Origin of the sequence: [Clostridium] ultunense DSM 10521 (assembly GCF_000511955.1) — a bacterium.
In the GTDB taxonomy this organism is placed as follows: domain Bacteria; phylum Bacillota; class Clostridia; order Tissierellales; family Tepidimicrobiaceae; genus Schnuerera; species Schnuerera ultunensis.
In genome coordinates, this window is sequence record NZ_AZSU01000006.1 from 95,191 (window position 1) to 112,798 (window position 17,608).

Below are 17,608 nucleotides of genomic sequence, written 5' to 3' on the forward strand. Positions count from 1 at the left end.
GAACTAAGCACATATAGTACATCTAATTTTTTAAAACGACTAGAAGACAAATTAGGATTTAAAGTTAAACTAGTACAAACAGACAATGGAATCGAATTTGTTAACGATCAGGATATTACAAATAAAAAGACCAGATTCGAAAAGTATTTAGAAAAACTAGATATAAAACACAAGCGCACACGCCCATATTCACCATGGCAAAATGGCATAGTAGAGCGAAGTCATAGAATAGATAATGAATTATTTTACAGTAGAAGAAGATTTAAAAGTTACAAGCAGATGGAAAAGTCATTTATAAGATATAGTAAAAGATACAATAATATAGCAAGAAAAATCCTAAATTATAAGACTCCAAATGAAATAGTTGGAGAGTATTTCTCTAAAAATGCTGCTTAAGATGATATTACCAATAATTATTTAATCAAGGATCGCTATCGCTTTCCTCCTTGACAAAATAATTATTAGTAATTTTTTAAAACCACAGCATTATTCAGAGAAAATTTTTCAGAGGTCTGTGTCACATATGTTTGACTTCTCCAGAGATTTTTAGATGAAAAAGATTGCCTTAGCTTTTATAAAATTATTTTTTGGTTATTTTGTATGTGCCATAGGCATAGTAATGACTATAAATGCAAATCTAGGATTAGCTCCTTGGGATGTTTTTCATCAAGGGCTTTCAAATTTAACTGGTATTACAATAGGAAAAGCTCATATTTTAGCAGGTATTAGTATAGTGGTTTTAAGCAGTACATTTGGAGAAAAGGTTGGTTGGGGCACTATATTTAATATGTTGCTTGTGGGAATATTTATCGACTTCCTCATGTTAAACAATTTAATTCCCATATTCAACAAATTTTTGCCAAGTTTAATTATGATGCTTTTAGGACTATTAGTCTTGGGATTTGGTTGTTATTTGTACTTAAGCGTTGGATGGGGGTCAGGTCCCAGGGATGGACTTATGATTGCCCTTGTAAAGAAGACCAGTAAATCAGTAAGGTTTATTAAAAATATACAGGAAATTATTGCTGTAACCATTGGTTATATATTAGGAGGTAGTGTAGGTATAGGAACATTGCTTATGGCTATTTTAGGTGGATATTTTATGCAATTTGCATTTAAAATTGCTAAATTCGATGTTAGCCAGGTTCAACATAGATTTGTAGATGACGATATAAAGTTTATTAAAGACAAATTGGCAAACAAAAAGTCAAAGATACAGGAATAAAATGAATTTAATTTTGGAGGAGATGGTTATCTATGAAACTTATAAATAAGGGAAAAACAAAAGATGTTTATGAACTAGAAGATGGAAATTACCTTTTAAAATTTAAGGATGATGTAACTGGAGAAGATGGGGTATTCGACCCAGGAGCTAATACAGTAGGTCTAACCATTGAAGGGGCAGGAAAGTCAGGGCTCAAACTAACCAAATACTTCTTTGAAATATTAAGGGAAAGAGGAATACCTACTCATTATATAGGTGCAAATATTGAAGAAGCAACAATGATTGTAAAGCCAGCAAAAGTATTTGGCAATGGATTAGAAGCAATCTGTCGCTATAGAGCTGTAGGAAGTTTTTTACGCCGTTATGGAATGTATGCTAAAGAAGGTCAGCCTCTAGATGCTTTTGTAGAGATTACTCTTAAAGATGATGAAAGAAAGGATCCGCCTATTACAGAGGATGCTTTACACATGCTAGGGATACTGTCCCGGGAAGAGTATAGAACTTTAAAAGAACTTACTATAAAGATTAGCAATATAATAAAAGAAGAGCTGGCTAAAAGAGGAATAGAACTTTACGATATTAAATTAGAATTTGGTAGGGTAGGAGAAAATAATGAAATTGCTTTAATTGATGAGATTTCTGGTGGAAATATGAGGGCGTATAAAGATGGAAAATATATAGAACCATTAAAGTTAGAAAGATTAATACTGGCGGATTAAAAGATATTGACAAAACAAGAGCAAAACGATAGTATATGCCTGATTTCAATTTCAAGTGCATACTATATAATATATTTAATGCACGATATATATTATATATTATAAATAATAGAAAAATATTGGAGGGAGTTAAATGAAAAAATTTTCAATTGTAGTAATAGTATTGGTACTTTCAATAGTCTTTACAGGATGTACTAATAACGAGCTAGACCTTTATAAGGCTTTTAATAAGTCTCAAGACATTACTTCCATGGAGAGTGATACAGTACTTAACTTCACTTTAAAAGGGGAAGGCTTTTCAGCAGAAGATGAGCAGATAGTAAAACAGCTAGTTAATACATTAAACAACTCAGAAATTAGCATTAAACAAAAAATGAAACAAAATGAAGAGAAAACAGCAGCTAAAGCCTTTGCGGATATGAATCTAAACTTTGGCGGTATGAAAATGCCTATGTCAGTATGGGTTGATACAGATATGTCAGGAGAAACGCCTAAATTAGTAGAAATTATTGAAATGCCACAGATGCTAATGTCAGGAATGTCTCCAGAAGCAGCAGACAAAAAATATTTAGTATATGATTTTGAAAAAATAACGAGTACAAGTGGAACCGGAATTGATTATGATGAGTTGATGAAATTTAGCAAAGACTTGCAACCTAAGATTGCAAATTTCTTCAAAGATTACCAGAAAGATTTCAAACCAGAGGTAGAAGTAGTAAAGTATAGAGGGAAAGAAACTGTTAATGGAGAGACATTATCCATTTATGAATTGAAATTAAATGATGAATCCTTCAAGGATTTTGTAAAGTACACAGTAAATTATACTTTAGATAATAGGGATGCAATAGAATTTATAAAAGAGTATATGAACGCAGTAGTAGGTATGGTGGAAATTCCAGAGGGAGAAGAACAACCTTCACAAGAGGAAATTAATATGGAATTAGATAATTTAGAAAAAGAACTTCCAGAGCTTAAAAAACAATTTAATGAATTTATGGATACTTACAAAGATGTAAAAATTATAGGAGATAAGGGTATCGTTATAGAATACGGTGTTAATGATGATGGATATATTGTCCATGAAGCTGGTGATATTGATTTGAGAATTGATTTAGAAGCTATAACAAAAGCTGTAAAAGAAGATTTACCTCCAGTGAGGGGTGTGTTAAATCTAGGAATTAAATTTGAAACAAAAGTTTCCAATATTAATAAAGATATAAGGGTTTATATCCCTGAAGTGAACAAAAATAATTCTATAGATTTTAGTGAAATGATGCAAAGTTATGAAATGGATCAGCCAATTGAAATGGAAGAATCAGCAGTAGAACCACCGGTAAAATAAAGAGATTTTATAACAAGCAATTAATTGCAATGGTGTAACTTTTGAATATCCAAAAGTTACACCATTTATTTATTATGTCTTTTATGATAAAATTGAATAAAATTTAACTAAAGGGGTGAAAAACTTGGAATTATGCGGGAGACCAATAATAACTATAAGAAATTTAGAAAAGAACTTTGGCAGTAAAAGAGTATTAAAAGGAATAGATTTGGACATATATCCGGGGCAAATTATAGGATATATAGGGCAAAATGGTGCTGGAAAGAGTACAACGGTAAAAATAGTGTTAGGATTAATGGGAGAGTATACTGGAGAGATAGAGATTTTTGGAGAAAACATATCTAGTGGCAATGTAGAGTATAAAAGAAAAATAGGTTATGTTCCAGAAACTGCAGAAGTTTATGATAATTTAACGGGAAGAGAATATTTAACCTTTATAGGTGAATTATATGGTATGGAATATGATGAAGCAGATGAAAAAGCTAAAAAGCTTACAGAATTATTTGGGTTGAAACAAGTATATGATTTTAGAATATCCTCATATTCAAAGGGAATGAGACAAAAACTATTGATAATCTCCAGCTTACTAAATAATCCAGATATCTTATTTTTCGATGAGCCTTTAAGCGGCATAGACGCTAACAGTGTTATGGTATTCAAGGAAATACTAGCAGAATTAAAATCCCAAGGTAAAACCATATTCTATTCATCCCATATAATGGAAGTAGTTGAGAAGATAAGTAGTAGAATTGTATTGATTAATGAAGGACGGATAGTTGCAGATGGAAGTTTTGAAGAATTAAGGGAGAAATCTATGGAAGGTTCTTTGGAAGGAATATTTAATGAGCTTACTGGCTTTAAGGAACATGAAAAAATTGCAAAAGAATTTGTTTCCATAGTTCAAGGGGTAGATTATTATGAAGGAGTTTAGTATATTAAAATTTTTAGATAAATTTGAAGGGATTTTCGAAAGATTTGGGATAGACTACCCTATTATGAGAAGAATTTTACAGGTAAAGCTTACTTTAGATGGAAGAAGGACTCCAACTGCTATGATAAATTCTTCCAAAAAGAAAAAAGAGGAAGAGAATAGTCTTTTCAAATCCTTATGGTTTTATATATTATTGGGAATCATACTTATTCCCCTAGTTATAGCTGGCGAAAATTATCTATTCCAAATGAGTTTAGTTTTTGGAATCGTTATGTTCATGATGACAATTACATTAATATCGGATTTTTCATCAGTCCTATTGGATCTGAAAGATAAAGATATAATCCTTTCAAAACCTATAGATGGGAAAACTTTAAGTGTAGCTAAGACCATCCATATAATGATTTATATGTTCTATATAACAATTGCATTTACAGGACCAAGCCTTATGGCTGGATTGATTAGACAAGGCTTTTTATTCTTTGTAATATTTTTTATTGAAATTTTTTTAATGGACCTTTTCATAGTAGTAATCACTGCATTATTATATCTGCTAATACTGAAATTTTTTGATGGTGAAAAGTTAAAAGATATTATCAACTATTTTCAGATAGCATTGACTATAGTTATAACTATAGGTTATCAATTAGTAGGTAGATTGTTTAATATCAATGATCTTTTGAATGTAGAATATATTCTAAAATTTTGGCATTATATAATACCGCCTATCTGGTTTGGTGGACCCTTTGAATTAATATTGAAAGGTAATCAGGATTTTCATGTAATTATATTTTCAGCTCTATCCATTATAATTCCAATAATATCAATGGTTATTTACAATAAATTTACACCTACCTTTGAATATAATTTACAAAAATTGAATGACAATAGTGGTAGTTCTAAATCCAAGGGCAATGGATTTAATAGGTTACTATCAAAAATTGTATGCAGTACTAAAGAAGAAGCAACTTTCTTTAAATTTGCTAGGAATATGATAAAAAAGGAAAGGAATTTTAAATTAAGAGTATACCCTTCTCTAGGGTTTTCATTAATATTTCCTTTTATAATTTTGTTAACGGGTTTAAAAGAACTAGGGCTAGATAGAATAATATATAGTAAGGCGTACTTTAGTATATATTTTATAGGTTTAATAGTCCCAAATATTATAAATACAATAGGGTTTTCAGGTAATTATAAAGGAGCTTGGGTTTACAAAACTGCCCCCTTAAATGGGACTAAAGCAATATTTAAAGGGACAATAAAAGCCTCTTTTATTAACTTAATACTTCCTTCATATATCTTTATTAGCATAATCTATATGATTATTTTCAAAGGCAAAATATTTATAGATTTGATAATTTTATTTCTAACACTATTGTTATTTGTTATAATCTGTTTCAACTTAGCAACTAAAAGACTACCTTTTTCAGAACCCTTTGCAGAGGCTAACAAAGGAGAAGGCATAATTGCCATATTTTTTGTTTTAATATTAGGGGTGCTAGCAGGAGTTCATTATATTGCCACTACGTTTAAATATGGTGTGTTAGTATATATGATAATATTAATCATATTCAATATATTTGCCTGGAAAAAAGGATTTAATGTCAATTTGGAAGGGTAAAACTTATCATTAGTAGTATAGGGTGAAATCTATGAAAGGGATAAAATATTATAGGCCAGAAATATTTAATAGGTTTGAAATAAAAACTTGCTCTAATGTTTTGCATTCATATAGAGAACATGTTCATGAAGAATTATCATTTGCATATATAGAAAAAGGTTCAACTATTCTAAATGTTAGGGGAAAAGATTACTATATTGAAGCTGGTGAAGCTGTAATTATATTTCCATATGTTAGCCATAGATGTCAGCCAGTAGATATTAATGACTGGAAGTTTACTATGGTTTATATAGGAGATAAACTTTATAAACAGATTATTAATAGTATTGATAAGAAAAGCTCCATTAGAATAAAGAAGTTAAATGATTTTGAACTTAACCGAGTTAAACAATTGTTAAATTATTTGGAAAATCATACCAATATATATAATAGGGAAGTTAAATTAATTAATACTCTTATCCAATTGTTTAATACATGCCATATAGATATACAATATCAAAGTGATAAAAAGATAAATTCAATAAAGAGATATATTGAGGACCATTTTCTTGAGGAAATTCGGTTGAAGGATATAGAGGATAGATTTGAAGTCAATAAATTTGTTTTAATCAGAAATTTTAAAAATAAATTCAATACAACGCCCAGTGCTTACCAATTACAGCTTAAAATTAATTATGGCAAACACCTATTAAAAGATAGTGATGATATTGTTGATATTGCATTAAAGTCAGGGTTTTATGATCAAGCTCATTTTACTAAAGAGTTTAAAAAGGCCTATGGGATAACACCCCTTCAGTATCGCAAGGCTTTAAAGAATCAATAGTCAATATTATACAATAAAGAAATAGAGAATACCTTTATAATTTTTCAATAAAGGAGGTATTCATGTGAAATGTGTAATGATTGTTGATGGGAATTTACCCAGAGGTATAATTGCAAATACAACTGCAGTCTTAGGTATTAGCCTTGCCAGTGAAATAGAAGGGCTAGTAGGGAAAAAAATATTGGATAAGGATGATAGAATACATGAAGGAATTACAAACGTCCCAATTCCTATATTAACCCTGTCTAAAGAGGAGATAAAGATTAGATATGATGATTTACTAGAAGAGAAAGATTCAGAGATTAAAGTTATTGCTTTTAATGATGTAGCTCAAAAATCTTTAAATTATAATGACTATGAATTGAAATTATCATCGACGAATAAAGAACAGATTAATTACTTAGGACTATGTCTTTATGGACCCAGGAAGAAGATAAATAAGTTGACTGGCAATCTAAGAATGTTAAGATGATTTCTATAAACTTTAATAATTGCAACCTTTAGCTCTTAGATTAAGCAAAAGTGCTTAGGAAGTAACTTCTTTTTAAAAGTAAGTTCCTAAGCGTTTTTATTTTTAAACAATTTAAATTGTTATAAATGATGTTACAAATCTTTACAATAGATTTCCAATTTGATATACTTTATATGGTATGGTCATCTAAATTAATTCATATCATGGGATCTTTTAAGAGAATTCTATCTGGCTTTATTCTTTTTCAAATCTATATTTACTTTTATTTTAAAGATTCATATTAGCTGAATAATGTATTAAGGTTATTATTGCAACTTAATATTTGTTTCCATATACCTTTAGTAAAAGGTATATATCATTGTGTTAAATTTTTTAATATATAAGGAGAGGATATAAAATGAAGGTGGGTGTATTTTGGAGGAAGTTTAGGAATGTAGAACAACAAATGAGACTTACACCTGATAAAGTTTATGACGATGCTTATGAGGAGGCCTATCATCATTATTTTGCTTTAAAGTCTGCTGGTTATGATGCTTGTCTTTTAGAATGGAAAAAGGACCCTAGAGAAACGCTTGAAAATATTAATAAAGAAAACATCGATATCATATTTAATGCATCTAGTTTAAAGGAAATTGCATTTCTAGAGACCTTTGGGATTCCTTATGTAGGATCAGGAATCGATCTTGTACCTTTAAATAAGGCTCAAAGGAAAGAAATTGTAGCTTATAATAAACTTCATACCCCTAAGTTTGTTGTAGCGAATGATGTAAATAACATACCAGAAATAAACCTCAACTACCCTCTTTTTGTGAAGCCTATTAATGGAAGAGGAAGTGCAGGTATTAATGAAGATAATATAATATATAAATATGAAGAATTACCAAAGGTAGTTAGAAAGATTACTGAACATATTGGACAAAAAGCGCTAATAGAAGAATTTATTGAAGGAAGAGAAATAACCGTTGGCGTCATAGGATATGAAAAGCCACTAGTATTACCTATTGTGGAAATAGAATACAATTCAGCTAAAACCAATACTTTTGAACATAAAATGTATGATAACGAAATCATACATTGTCCAGCTAATTTTTCAAAGGAAGAGGAAAAACGTATTAAAGATGCAGCATTAAATATATATGGAGTATTAAATGGAAAAGATTACTCTAGGATTGATATGATAGTCGGAAAAGATGGTATACCCTATTTTTTAGAGATAAACACTTTTGCAGGACTTACTATGGATTCCAAAAAAGGTGAAGACGGCAAGATAAAAGTTCACCATGGATATATGGGTTATGCAGCAAAAGCTGCGGGAATGACTGCAGCAGAGTTTATAGGTAATATTTTAGAAAGTGCAATAGAAAGATATGGTTTAAGAGATAAGGATACCAGAAAATTGACCTCCTAATAATTCCAACAGTAGTTTAGATTCTACTGTTGGAATATTTTTTTAGTTTTTTATATTAAGGAGTGAATCGTTAATTATACTTTATCATTATATGCATATTATGTATAATATAATTAGTGTTTATAATACCAGCACAAGTTGTGGAAAGTATAGGTAGAAATAATTGTTAAATATTTTGCAGCATAATCATCTTGTTCTATTCGAAACATATCCAGATTTAACTGAAAAGTAAAAAGAAATCCTGCTAAATACTAAGGAAGATGGGTATATAACTAATTAGTTATATATAATTAATAAATAATAAATAAAAAATGGGGGGATTTGCCAATGTATAATGTTCGAGAGGTAACTAAGGATCTATATTGGGTAGGTGGAAACGATCGTCGGCTTGCCCTTTTTGAAAATATTCATCCTATTCCTGAAGGTATTTCCTACAATTCATATTTGCTTTTAGACGAAAAAACTGTGCTTTTAGATACAGTAGATTGGTCAATATGTAACGAGTTCATAGAGAATATAAAATATGTTTTAGGAGATAGACCTTTAGATTATATGATAATAAATCATATGGAACCAGATCATGCAGGGTGTATAGGAGAAGTGGTACTTCGCTATCCAGATGTAAAAATCATAGGAAATAAAAAGACCTTTGATTTTATGAAACAATTTGGTTTTGAAGTAGGTGAAAATGCCATAGAAATAAAGGATGGAGATTCTATGGCCTTTGGGGATCATGAATTCTTATTTATATCTGCCCCCATGGTACATTGGCCAGAGACTATGGCAACCTTTGATACTACCAATGGAGTACTGTTTTCTGCTGATGCCTTTGGAACTTTTGGCTCCTTAGATGGGAAGCTTTTTAACGATGAAATGGATTTTGATAGGGAATTCTTGGTGCCAGCTCGAAGATATTATACTAATATAGTAGGAAAGTATGGCCCCCAGGTTCAAGCTTTGTTGAAAAAGGCTAAGGATTTAGATATTAAATATATATGTCCACTTCATGGGCCAGTATGGCGTACAAATCTGGACTATTTTATCGATAAATATAATAAATGGAGTAGTTATGAGCCTGAAGAAAAAGGTGTAATGATAGTTTATGGATCAATGTATGGGAATACAGAGGCAGCTGCTGAAAATTTAGCTAGAAGATTAGTAGAAAAGGGTATGACTAATGTGGTTATGTACGATGCTTCAAAAACCCATGTGTCCTATTTAATCTCTGACGCATTTAAATATAGTCATATAGTTTTGGCTTCTGCGACCTACAATTTAAATATCTATACACCAGTACAAAATTTCTTATTAGATATGAAAGCATTAAATTTACAAAAACGTACAGTTGGCATAATTGAAAATGGAACCTGGGCACCTAGGGCTGGGAAATTAATACGTGAACTTCTAGGTGAAATGAAGGAAATGAATGTTTTAGAAAACGATATACTGATAAAATCATCTATGAAAAAAGAAAACATTGATGAAATGGATGCCCTTGCTAATACCATCATAGAATCAATGAAATAAATATTAAATGGAGAAAAGACTGATTTACAATTTCTTTAGTAAATCAGTCTTTTAGTATTATCCTTATAATGACTTATAATGATAATTTTCAAAACTAGAAGGGTTTTATACTGAATTTAATAATAGCTCCCTTTGGACTATTGTTTTCTGCATAAATATTTCCTCCATGTTTTTCAACAATAGTTTTTGCAATATACATACCTAATCCAGAATTACCTGTTTCAAAGGAACGGGATTTGTCTCCTTTATAAAATTTATTAAATATATTTTTCAAATCTTCTTTAGTAAAGCCTTTTCCTGTATCTATAATGGAAAATTCTATTTTTTCGTCTTTACATAGAACAACTAATTCAATACACCCGTTTTTTTCCGTATACCTAATACTATTGGATATACAATTATCTAGTACTTGTTCAATAGATTTAATATCAAATTTATCTATAAAATTATTTTCTCTAGAATCTATAATGTCTATTTTAAAATTAATTCCTTTTTCTTGGCACAGTAGCCTATAATCTTTTTCCTTCACATTTAAAAATTCAACTATATTCACATCTATAGGTTCTAAAATAAAATTCGGGCTTTCAATATTGGATATTTTATTCATATCATCTAATAAAATTAAAGCCCTTTCATTGTTTCTTTTGATTACCTCTACATAGTCTTTAAATTTATTTTGTTTAATATTATCATCCATTAATGCCTCAGAATAAGTGCTAATGATAGTGAGGGGAGTTTTTAGGTCATGAGCAATATTGGCTATGTTTTCTCTTCTATTTTGCTCTAATTCCCATTGTTTAATAAGGGAGTTTTTAAGATTTATTCTCATTTCTTCAAAAGCGTTGCAGAGTTTTGTGAACTCATTGTTTTCACTGTACTCTATATTAAAGTCTAAGTTTTTACTTTTAATTTTTTCTGATGCATCTAATAATATATTTACTGCTGTATTTATTTCTTTGCTTAATTTTTTAGCATATATAAAGGTAAATACAATTATAAATATAAAGGGAAAAAATATTATTGAATTAGATAATAAAAACAACGCAGTGTTATGGGTTTTTTGAGTAGGTGCCAATCTATAGTTAAATATAACAGCACCCTTTATACTGCCCTTTGTATCTAATATGGGATCAATTCTAGCAAAAGAATTTCCACCAATAGATTTAGTAGAATTTAAACTAGTGGCTAGTTCTTTTTTATCCTTTATTATCTTTGTATTAAAGGTTCCGTATAGGATATTTCCATCTTTATCTAATACTTGATAGAGGATTCCTTCATTAGGTAGCATTTTCTCCATTTTGTTTTTATAATTTTTATCTATAATTCCATCATGACCTTTTCCTATTTCTTCAACAATATCTACTATTAGATTTTCATAGTGGTTAGCTGGATAGCTAATATGGTCAAAAGTTGCAAACCATATGATAAAAGAAAGTAAAGAAAACATCAAACTTAGAACTAGTATTTTAATAAAGGTTATAATGAATTGTCTTCTAAAACTTTTATATTTCATAATTTAGGCCTCCATTTATAGCCTAATCCCCAAACGGTTTCAATATATTTATTTTCTTTGTCAAAGGAATTTATCTTTGCTCTAATATTTTTAATATGCTCCGTAACAGTAGAAGTATCCCCCAACCCATCATATCCCCAAATCTTTTCATATATTTGGTCTTTTGAAAAGACTTGTCCTGGGTTCAAGGCTAATAGCTCTACTATTTCAAACTCCTTTTTAGTCAGACTTATATCGTGGCCCCTTACTTTTACATTTAAACCCTTAAGATCAATAACTAGATTATAAAAATTTAGAATATAGATGTCTTCTTTTTGCATTTTTCTTTTTTCTCGCCTTAAATGGGCTTTAACTCTGGAGACTAATTCATTTAAGCTAAAGGGCTTGGTTATATAGTCATCACCACCAATAGCAAGTCCCTTAATCTTATCTTGTTCACTTTCCTTTGCTGATAAAAATATTATGGGACAATCTATATTATCTCTTATAAGATGACAGACATTAAAACCGTCTATATCAGGCATCATAATATCTAAAATAATCAGATCTGGTTTCTTTCTTGACAATTCAATACCATCAAATCCATTATAAGCGGTTAGTACATTATAACCGTTGATTTCAAGTGTATCTTTAATAATCATAACCAAATCCTTTTCATCATCTATAATAAGGATAGTCTCCATAGTAGTCCTCCTATCAAAATATTAAATTATAAAGTAAAATAGATAATCCGTATAATATATAAACATGGGCTGGATAGAATATATAAAATAATTTCTTCATAGACTTACCCTTTTCACCATTATACAAAAACATAAATATTAGGGCAAATACACTCATCCATTCATAATAATTAGTAAACATAAGTTTTAAGCTAATAGGCCTGATAAAGATAAGAGGAATGCCAATCATCCATGCTAATGTAAATATTCCATAGGATATGAATTGTAGTTCTCTATTTTCACGAAATACATATAATAGAATACCAGTTATAATTAGAAACAGTCCCCCTTCAACCATAAAAGGTGATGGAATAAAGCTGGTCACTATCAAATAAATATTATTAGCCATATCCATAGAAAAAAACGGAACAACTAACAATTGAAAAATAAAAATTATAGCATAATTTATTATAAATGGAGATAATACTAATCCTATTCCTTTTAAAAATTTTTTTCCCTTAATATAATCTATTCCCTTAAATATTATAATTAAAATTACAAAAGTAGAAAATATACTATTTTCAGCATAAAATCCATCTCCCCTTTGAAGGGCATGGAAAATCACCATTAGTGATTTTATAATTGCCATAAAAACAGACATAAGGTAAATCCTTGAAAAATACTTTTTTTTGTTAGAGGTATGAGTATAGCCTTCCACCATGGTAAACAAAAACAGACCCCCAGCTAGTCTACCAATCCATGAAAACAAAACGGGAACTTTTCCTGTAAATTGAAAGAAATAATGAATATGGTCCAACAACATAAACACTAAAGCCAAAAATTTAATATCAAACCCTGTAAGCCCTTTAAATCCTTTTTTATTGCTTTCTAAAGCCATTTTTATTCCTCCTTTTAAATTCTATATATAATTTAGCATTTGATTATAAAGAATTTATAAAGTTTATATAAGGAAATTAAAGGAATTTAGATTTGACTTTTAAGTTATCAAATTATGATATAATATTATCGAAATATTAGGTATATATGCAATAATTATGGAAATAAAACAATCTATTTTTATTGGATTTTTGGTAATGGGTTTCATAAAGTGGAAGCATACATATAGGGATTTGAAAAACGCATTGGATAATGGGAATAGTATAGAAGGTTATATTCCAAATGGAGAGAAGCTGGAACAATTATTAATAAGGAAAATAATTGATTTCAAAAACAAAGAAAAATTTGAGGAAGTAAAAGATTTGAAAAGAGATCTAGAGGAAATAAATGACTATATAACCAAATGGGTTCATGAAATAAAAATACCTTTGTCCGTGTGTGAACTTATGGCTGATAGGATAGAGGAGGAAGGACTATATGATACATCTAAGGAATTAAGACAGGAATTAGAAAGGATAAACTTTCTTATAAATCAGGTATTATATACTAGTAGAGCCTCCAGTTATTCTCGAGACTTTATAGTTGAGGAGGTCAATTTAGGAGCATCAGTTAGAAGTGTAATTAAGAATAATATTAATTCCTTTTTGTCTAAAAAGATAGAAGTAGAAGTTGGAGATTTGGATTTCAATATATTTACCGACAGTAAATGGACCTATTATATATTAGAACAGATAATTAATAATGCTTGCAAATATGTAGATATTCGTGGCAAAATTGAAATTTTTGCAAAAGAAACTGATGAGAGTATAATACTTTGTATTAGGGACAACGGTATAGGTATTTCTACTAAAGATATAGATAGAATCTTTGATAGAGGATTTACGGGAGATAATGGAAGAAGGACAAAAAAATCTACTGGAATGGGCCTGTATATTTGCAAAAAGGTTGCAGATAAGCTGAACATAAATATTCAGGTAACTTCTGAAGTATCAAAATATACGGAGTTTAGAATAATTTTTTATAAAATATCCGATTATTTGAATGTGACAGAAATGTAATGTTTATCTTCATATTGTCACCACAAGCGATGGAATCCAGATAATTAACATACTAAAATATAGTTAAGTATTAAGTAGAAATTGGAGGGGGCAATATGGAAATAGTACTTGAAACACAAAAATTAAAGAAAGAATATGGTGGAAAGGGTTTAATCTTTACAGCTATAGAAGATATTGACTTACAAGTATATAAAGGAGACTTTTTAGGAGTAATGGGACCATCAGGAGCTGGAAAGACTACCCTTTTAAATATTTTATCCACCATCGATAGACCTTCTTCTGGAGAAATATATTATGAAGGTAAAAATATATTAAATATGAAAAATAGGGATCTTTCAATATTTAGAAGAGATAATATAGGATTTATATTTCAAGATTTTAATCTGTTGGACAGCATGTCAGTTGAAGATAACATGGCCTTACCTTTAGCTCTTTCAAAGGCAAACCCAAAAGAGATAAAAGAAAAAATAGAAAAGCTAAGTAAGTTTTTCGGGCTAAAAGACCAATTAAAAAAATATTCCTACCAACTATCGGGAGGGCAGAAGCAAAGAGTAGCAGCAGCTAGAGCCCTTATTACTTCTCCTTCTATAGTCTTTGCAGATGAACCTACTGGAGCACTTGATTCGAAATCTTCCCAGGAATTGTTACAATGTTTATCCCAAATGAATGAACAATTCAATACAACTATAATCTTGGTAACTCATGATGCATTTGCAGCTAGTTACTGTAAAAGAATTCTATTTTTAAAAGATGGAAAAATCCATGGTAGAATAGATAAGGATTCATCTAGGAAAGAGTTCTTCAATCGGATCATTGATTTTCTTGGTTCTATGGGAGGTGGAGTAGATGAATTCTTTTAAGATAGCCATTATTAACTTTAAAAGAAATATAAGAACTTATGGCTTATATCTTGCAGCAATGATTTTTTCTGTAGCTACTTATTATAATTTTGTATCAATGAGATACAATCCTCAATTTTTGGAGGCTAAAGAAGTATCAGCTTATATAGAAAGTTCATCTATGGCTGCATCTATGCTCATGATAATATTTCTCATATTTTTCATAGTATATTCTAGTAACTTTTTTTTGAACCAAAGGAAAAGGGAGATAGGCGTATATGCTTTCATGGGAATTGACAATTATAAAATAGCCTTTATATTTGCTTCAGAAGGATTATTGTTGGGGATAATGTCAGTAATCTTTGGACTAGGTGCTGGAATTTTATTTAGCAAATTATTTATGATGATGCTTGCAAAAGTAGCTCTTTTAAAAGTAGCTCTTTTAAATATAAGGATTAACTTTTTCATATCAAAAAAAGCTATTATTGAAACAATAATTCTTTATTCAATTATTTTAGGTGTTACATTTTTAAAAAGATATCTAGATATTATTAAGACCAATTTAATAGATCTAATGAATTCATTAAAAAAAGAAGAAGAATGTCCTAAAATCAATTATTTTAAAGGAATAGTATCAATAGTAATTATAGGAGTAGCCTATTATATTGCAATTAACTATGAAAAATTTGGATTTGGTACTGCCCTTATGGTTACAGTGCTTCTCATCATATGGGGTACTTATTGGTTATTTGGGTCTTTTTTCTCCATGGTTATAAGATATTATATAAATAAAAAAGGCTTCCTATACAAAGGTACAAATATTATAAGCATTTCAAATATAGGATTTAGAATTAAGAACAATTATAGGACTCTTGCAGCAGTAGCAGTATTGATAACAACTTGTATAACTTCCTTTGGCACAGTGAGTTCTCTTAAATATTATGTAGATGAAAATCATAGGATAGAAGTTCCCTATACTGTTACTTATATTTCAAGTAATGAAGAAGAAATAAAAAAAGTAGATAAAGTAATCGAAAATTCAAGCCACAATGTAGAACTAAAAAATAATGCTAATTTTTTATATGTCCCTGACTCTGAAGTTGTAGTGGTTAATTTATCTACGTTCAAAGATATATTAAAAGATTTAAAAATTGAAAATAGAGAAAAAGTAATATCCAAATTTAAATTATCAAAAAATGAAGCAGGTTATATAGAAAGACCAGGAGTGATGATGAGTATTTTGGAAAAAAATGATATTCATATAGGAAATCAGAAATATAATATAAGAGTCAATACTAAGGTTCCCATTTTTGGGAAAGGTGTGCCTTTTCCCTGCATAGTTGTAAAGGATGATGAATATGAAGTATTAAAATCACATTTTAGTGAAAAACAGTTCAATGGAATTATATTAGATAAACCAGAGGATACAAAGGATTTAACCTTTGAACTGGCAGAAGTATTACCAGCGGAATCGGGACTATATACTTATTTCATAGCTGGTGCAAGATTTTATGATTTTACAGGAATTGTTTATTTCCTAGGGGCTTTCCTATTTCTAGTGTTTGTATTTGCAACGGGAAGTATAATCTATTTTAAAACATTGAGTCAATCCTTTGAGGATAAAGGCAAATATGGAATACTTAAGAAACTAGGAACTACTGATTTGGAAATATACCAATCCCTTTCGAAACAGATAGGTATATTTTTCATATTACCGCTAATAGTTGGTATAATCCATAGTATGGTTGCCATCTTGGTACTAAGTGATATTATGAAATGTAGTTTAAACAAACCGACAATTATAAGCATAGGCACATTTGTGTTGATATACGGCATATTTTATGTATTCACTAGGAGGAAATTTATAGATACTGTGGGAGTAGCATAAAAAAGTAATTCTAATACAGATTTTTAAAAATTAAGTTCTTTTTGTTTAATATTTAAACAAAAAGAACTTTTTTTCCGCTACAATTAAAATAATATGTAATGAAAATGAAAGTTTTTCGTATTAACTAAGTAATTGCGAAACTCTTTCTAAAAACTGAATAATAGGAATATAGATCCTTCAAAAAAAGAGTTTCAAGAATGGAAAGTGGAATCCAAGTGAAAGTTTAGCGAGAACTAAAAGTTGTTCTTAAAAAAGGGTACACAAAATAAAGGTATCAAATTTCTAGAAAAATGAATATCTAAAATAAATACCTAAGCAATTAATGGTTTTAAACTTCTGATGTACTCGTGCTTATGTATTTTATCAGCAAGGACAACAGTAATTAATTGTGTGATGCCTGCTAGTAGTAAATCGGCATGAATGGTTTTCTCATTTTGGGTTTTACGTCCAGCAATACAGAAACTTTCTTTAAAATGATTTATGGACTGCTCTACTACTGAACGGATTTTATAAACTTTATCCCATTCTTCTGTATCACGAAGAGTCCCTGGATAAGCACGAAGATCCTTTTCAGGATAAACGTAGATCATTCTTCCACAAGGTGATGAAGTACAGGGATTGTCACAAAAATGACGTCTTCGATATTTACCGTCATCACATTTAGTCCATTTCATTTTAGGGCA

Annotated in this window: 16 protein-coding genes and 1 pseudogene; 13 read left to right on the top strand and 4 right to left on the bottom strand. The window is 29.6% G+C overall.

The window, feature by feature from the left end; translation table 11 throughout:
* The 10 genes from CUL_RS17460 to CUL_RS0113600 all read left to right on the top strand — a co-directional run.
* Nucleotides 1-396 (top strand): integrase core domain-containing protein (locus CUL_RS17460; RefSeq protein ID WP_035143284.1); only part of this gene is annotated, 396 nt, incomplete at its 5' end.
* Between the two features lie 154 nt (nt 397-550).
* Nucleotides 551-1,225, top strand: a complete 675-nt coding sequence (locus CUL_RS0113560; protein WP_005582876.1) for a YczE/YyaS/YitT family protein — start codon at nt 551-553, stop codon at nt 1,223-1,225.
* Between the two features lie 32 nt (nt 1,226-1,257).
* A complete protein-coding gene (locus CUL_RS0113565) occupies nt 1,258-1,944 on the top strand; it encodes a phosphoribosylaminoimidazolesuccinocarboxamide synthase (protein ID WP_005582875.1) in 687 nt (228 codons plus the stop codon).
* Between the two features lie 133 nt (nt 1,945-2,077).
* Entirely contained in the window at nt 2,078-3,286 is a 1,209-nt protein-coding gene (locus CUL_RS0113570) for a hypothetical protein (RefSeq protein ID WP_005582874.1), read from the top strand.
* Between the two features lie 115 nt (nt 3,287-3,401).
* The gene (locus tag CUL_RS0113575) at nt 3,402-4,217 is read left to right on the top strand and encodes an ABC transporter ATP-binding protein (RefSeq protein WP_236616479.1); all 816 of its coding nucleotides are present in this window, start codon (nt 3,402-3,404) and stop codon (nt 4,215-4,217) included.
* Nucleotides 4,204-5,838 carry a hypothetical protein gene (locus CUL_RS0113580; protein ID WP_005582870.1) on the top strand — a complete coding sequence of 545 codons (1,635 nt, stop codon included), beginning with the start codon at nt 4,204-4,206 and terminating at the stop codon, nt 5,836-5,838. Before CUL_RS0113575 ends, CUL_RS0113580 begins: the two co-directional genes overlap by 14 nt.
* A gap of 31 nt (nt 5,839-5,869) precedes the next feature.
* Complete coding sequence (locus CUL_RS18105; RefSeq protein ID WP_005582869.1) at nt 5,870-6,661, top strand: helix-turn-helix domain-containing protein; 792 nt, start codon at nt 5,870-5,872, stop codon at nt 6,659-6,661.
* A 64-nt stretch (nt 6,662-6,725) separates the two neighbouring features.
* Entirely contained in the window at nt 6,726-7,133 is a 408-nt protein-coding gene (locus tag CUL_RS0113590; RefSeq protein ID WP_025642221.1) for a DUF2000 domain-containing protein, read from the top strand.
* A gap of 397 nt (nt 7,134-7,530) precedes the next feature.
* Nucleotides 7,531-8,541 (top strand): D-alanine--D-alanine ligase family protein, encoded by a 1,011-nt coding sequence (locus CUL_RS0113595; protein WP_025642222.1) that lies wholly within the window; start codon nt 7,531-7,533, stop codon nt 8,539-8,541.
* A gap of 327 nt (nt 8,542-8,868) precedes the next feature.
* Complete coding sequence (locus tag CUL_RS0113600; RefSeq protein WP_025642223.1) at nt 8,869-10,068, top strand: FprA family A-type flavoprotein; 1,200 nt, start codon at nt 8,869-8,871, stop codon at nt 10,066-10,068.
* Nucleotides 10,069-10,162: 94 nt separating this feature from the next.
* Here the strand turns inward: CUL_RS0113600 and CUL_RS0113605 are convergent, their stop codons facing one another.
* Genes CUL_RS0113605 through CUL_RS0113615 form a run of 3 tightly spaced genes read right to left on the bottom strand, consistent with a single transcriptional unit; the run spans nt 10,163 to nt 13,141 of the window.
* On the bottom strand, nt 10,163-11,581 hold the full coding sequence (locus CUL_RS0113605) for a sensor histidine kinase (RefSeq protein ID WP_025642224.1): 1,419 nt from the start codon (nt 11,579-11,581) through the stop codon (nt 10,163-10,165).
* Entirely contained in the window at nt 11,578-12,264 is a 687-nt protein-coding gene (locus tag CUL_RS0113610; RefSeq protein ID WP_025642225.1) for a response regulator transcription factor, read from the bottom strand. The genes CUL_RS0113605 and CUL_RS0113610 overlap by 4 nt, the downstream gene beginning before the upstream one ends.
* A 13-nt stretch (nt 12,265-12,277) precedes the next feature.
* Nucleotides 12,278-13,141 (bottom strand): TraX family protein, encoded by an 864-nt coding sequence (locus CUL_RS0113615; RefSeq protein WP_025642226.1) that lies wholly within the window; start codon nt 13,139-13,141, stop codon nt 12,278-12,280.
* Between the two features lie 196 nt (nt 13,142-13,337).
* Between CUL_RS0113615 and CUL_RS0113620 the strand changes: the two genes are divergently transcribed.
* From CUL_RS0113620 to CUL_RS0113630, 3 genes are all read left to right on the top strand, one after another.
* Nucleotides 13,338-14,198 carry a sensor histidine kinase gene (locus CUL_RS0113620; RefSeq protein ID WP_236616480.1) on the top strand — a complete coding sequence of 287 codons (861 nt, stop codon included), beginning with the start codon at nt 13,338-13,340 and terminating at the stop codon, nt 14,196-14,198.
* A 95-nt stretch (nt 14,199-14,293) separates the two neighbouring features.
* Nucleotides 14,294-15,058, top strand: coding sequence for an ABC transporter ATP-binding protein (locus CUL_RS0113625; RefSeq protein ID WP_025642229.1), 765 nt, complete (start codon nt 14,294-14,296; stop codon nt 15,056-15,058).
* Complete coding sequence (locus CUL_RS0113630) at nt 15,045-16,925, top strand: FtsX-like permease family protein (RefSeq protein ID WP_025642231.1); 1,881 nt, start codon at nt 15,045-15,047, stop codon at nt 16,923-16,925. The genes CUL_RS0113625 and CUL_RS0113630 overlap by 14 nt, the downstream gene beginning before the upstream one ends.
* Nucleotides 16,926-17,236: 311 nt before the next feature.
* On the opposite strand, the pseudogene CUL_RS0113635 reads toward CUL_RS0113630, so the two are convergent.
* Nucleotides 17,237-17,608: pseudogene (locus CUL_RS0113635) on the bottom strand (transposase); the annotation flags it as partial.

What these genes read in the sequence shown, in the direction of transcription:
- CUL_RS0113560 (WP_005582876.1), top strand. Translation starts at nt 551, where the DNA reads ATGAAAAAGATTGCCTTAGCTTTTATAAAATTATTTTTTGGTTATTTT.
- CUL_RS0113565 (WP_005582875.1), top strand. Translation starts at nt 1,258, where the DNA reads ATGAAACTTATAAATAAGGGAAAAACAAAAGATGTTTATGAACTAGAA.
- CUL_RS0113570 (WP_005582874.1), top strand. Translation starts at nt 2,078, where the DNA reads ATGAAAAAATTTTCAATTGTAGTAATAGTATTGGTACTTTCAATAGTC.
- CUL_RS0113580 (WP_005582870.1), top strand. Translation starts at nt 4,204, where the DNA reads ATGAAGGAGTTTAGTATATTAAAATTTTTAGATAAATTTGAAGGGATT.
- CUL_RS18105 (WP_005582869.1), top strand. Translation starts at nt 5,870, where the DNA reads ATGAAAGGGATAAAATATTATAGGCCAGAAATATTTAATAGGTTTGAA.
- CUL_RS0113595 (WP_025642222.1), top strand. Translation starts at nt 7,531, where the DNA reads ATGAAGGTGGGTGTATTTTGGAGGAAGTTTAGGAATGTAGAACAACAA.
- CUL_RS0113600 (WP_025642223.1), top strand. Translation starts at nt 8,869, where the DNA reads ATGTATAATGTTCGAGAGGTAACTAAGGATCTATATTGGGTAGGTGGA.
- CUL_RS0113605 (WP_025642224.1), bottom strand. Translation starts at nt 11,581, where the DNA reads ATGAAATATAAAAGTTTTAGAAGACAATTCATTATAACCTTTATTAAA.
- CUL_RS0113610 (WP_025642225.1), bottom strand. Translation starts at nt 12,264, where the DNA reads ATGGAGACTATCCTTATTATAGATGATGAAAAGGATTTGGTTATGATT.
- CUL_RS0113615 (WP_025642226.1), bottom strand. Translation starts at nt 13,141, where the DNA reads ATGGCTTTAGAAAGCAATAAAAAAGGATTTAAAGGGCTTACAGGGTTT.
- CUL_RS0113620 (WP_236616480.1), top strand. Translation starts at nt 13,338, where the DNA reads ATGGGTTTCATAAAGTGGAAGCATACATATAGGGATTTGAAAAACGCA.
- CUL_RS0113625 (WP_025642229.1), top strand. Translation starts at nt 14,294, where the DNA reads ATGGAAATAGTACTTGAAACACAAAAATTAAAGAAAGAATATGGTGGA.
- CUL_RS0113630 (WP_025642231.1), top strand. Translation starts at nt 15,045, where the DNA reads ATGAATTCTTTTAAGATAGCCATTATTAACTTTAAAAGAAATATAAGA.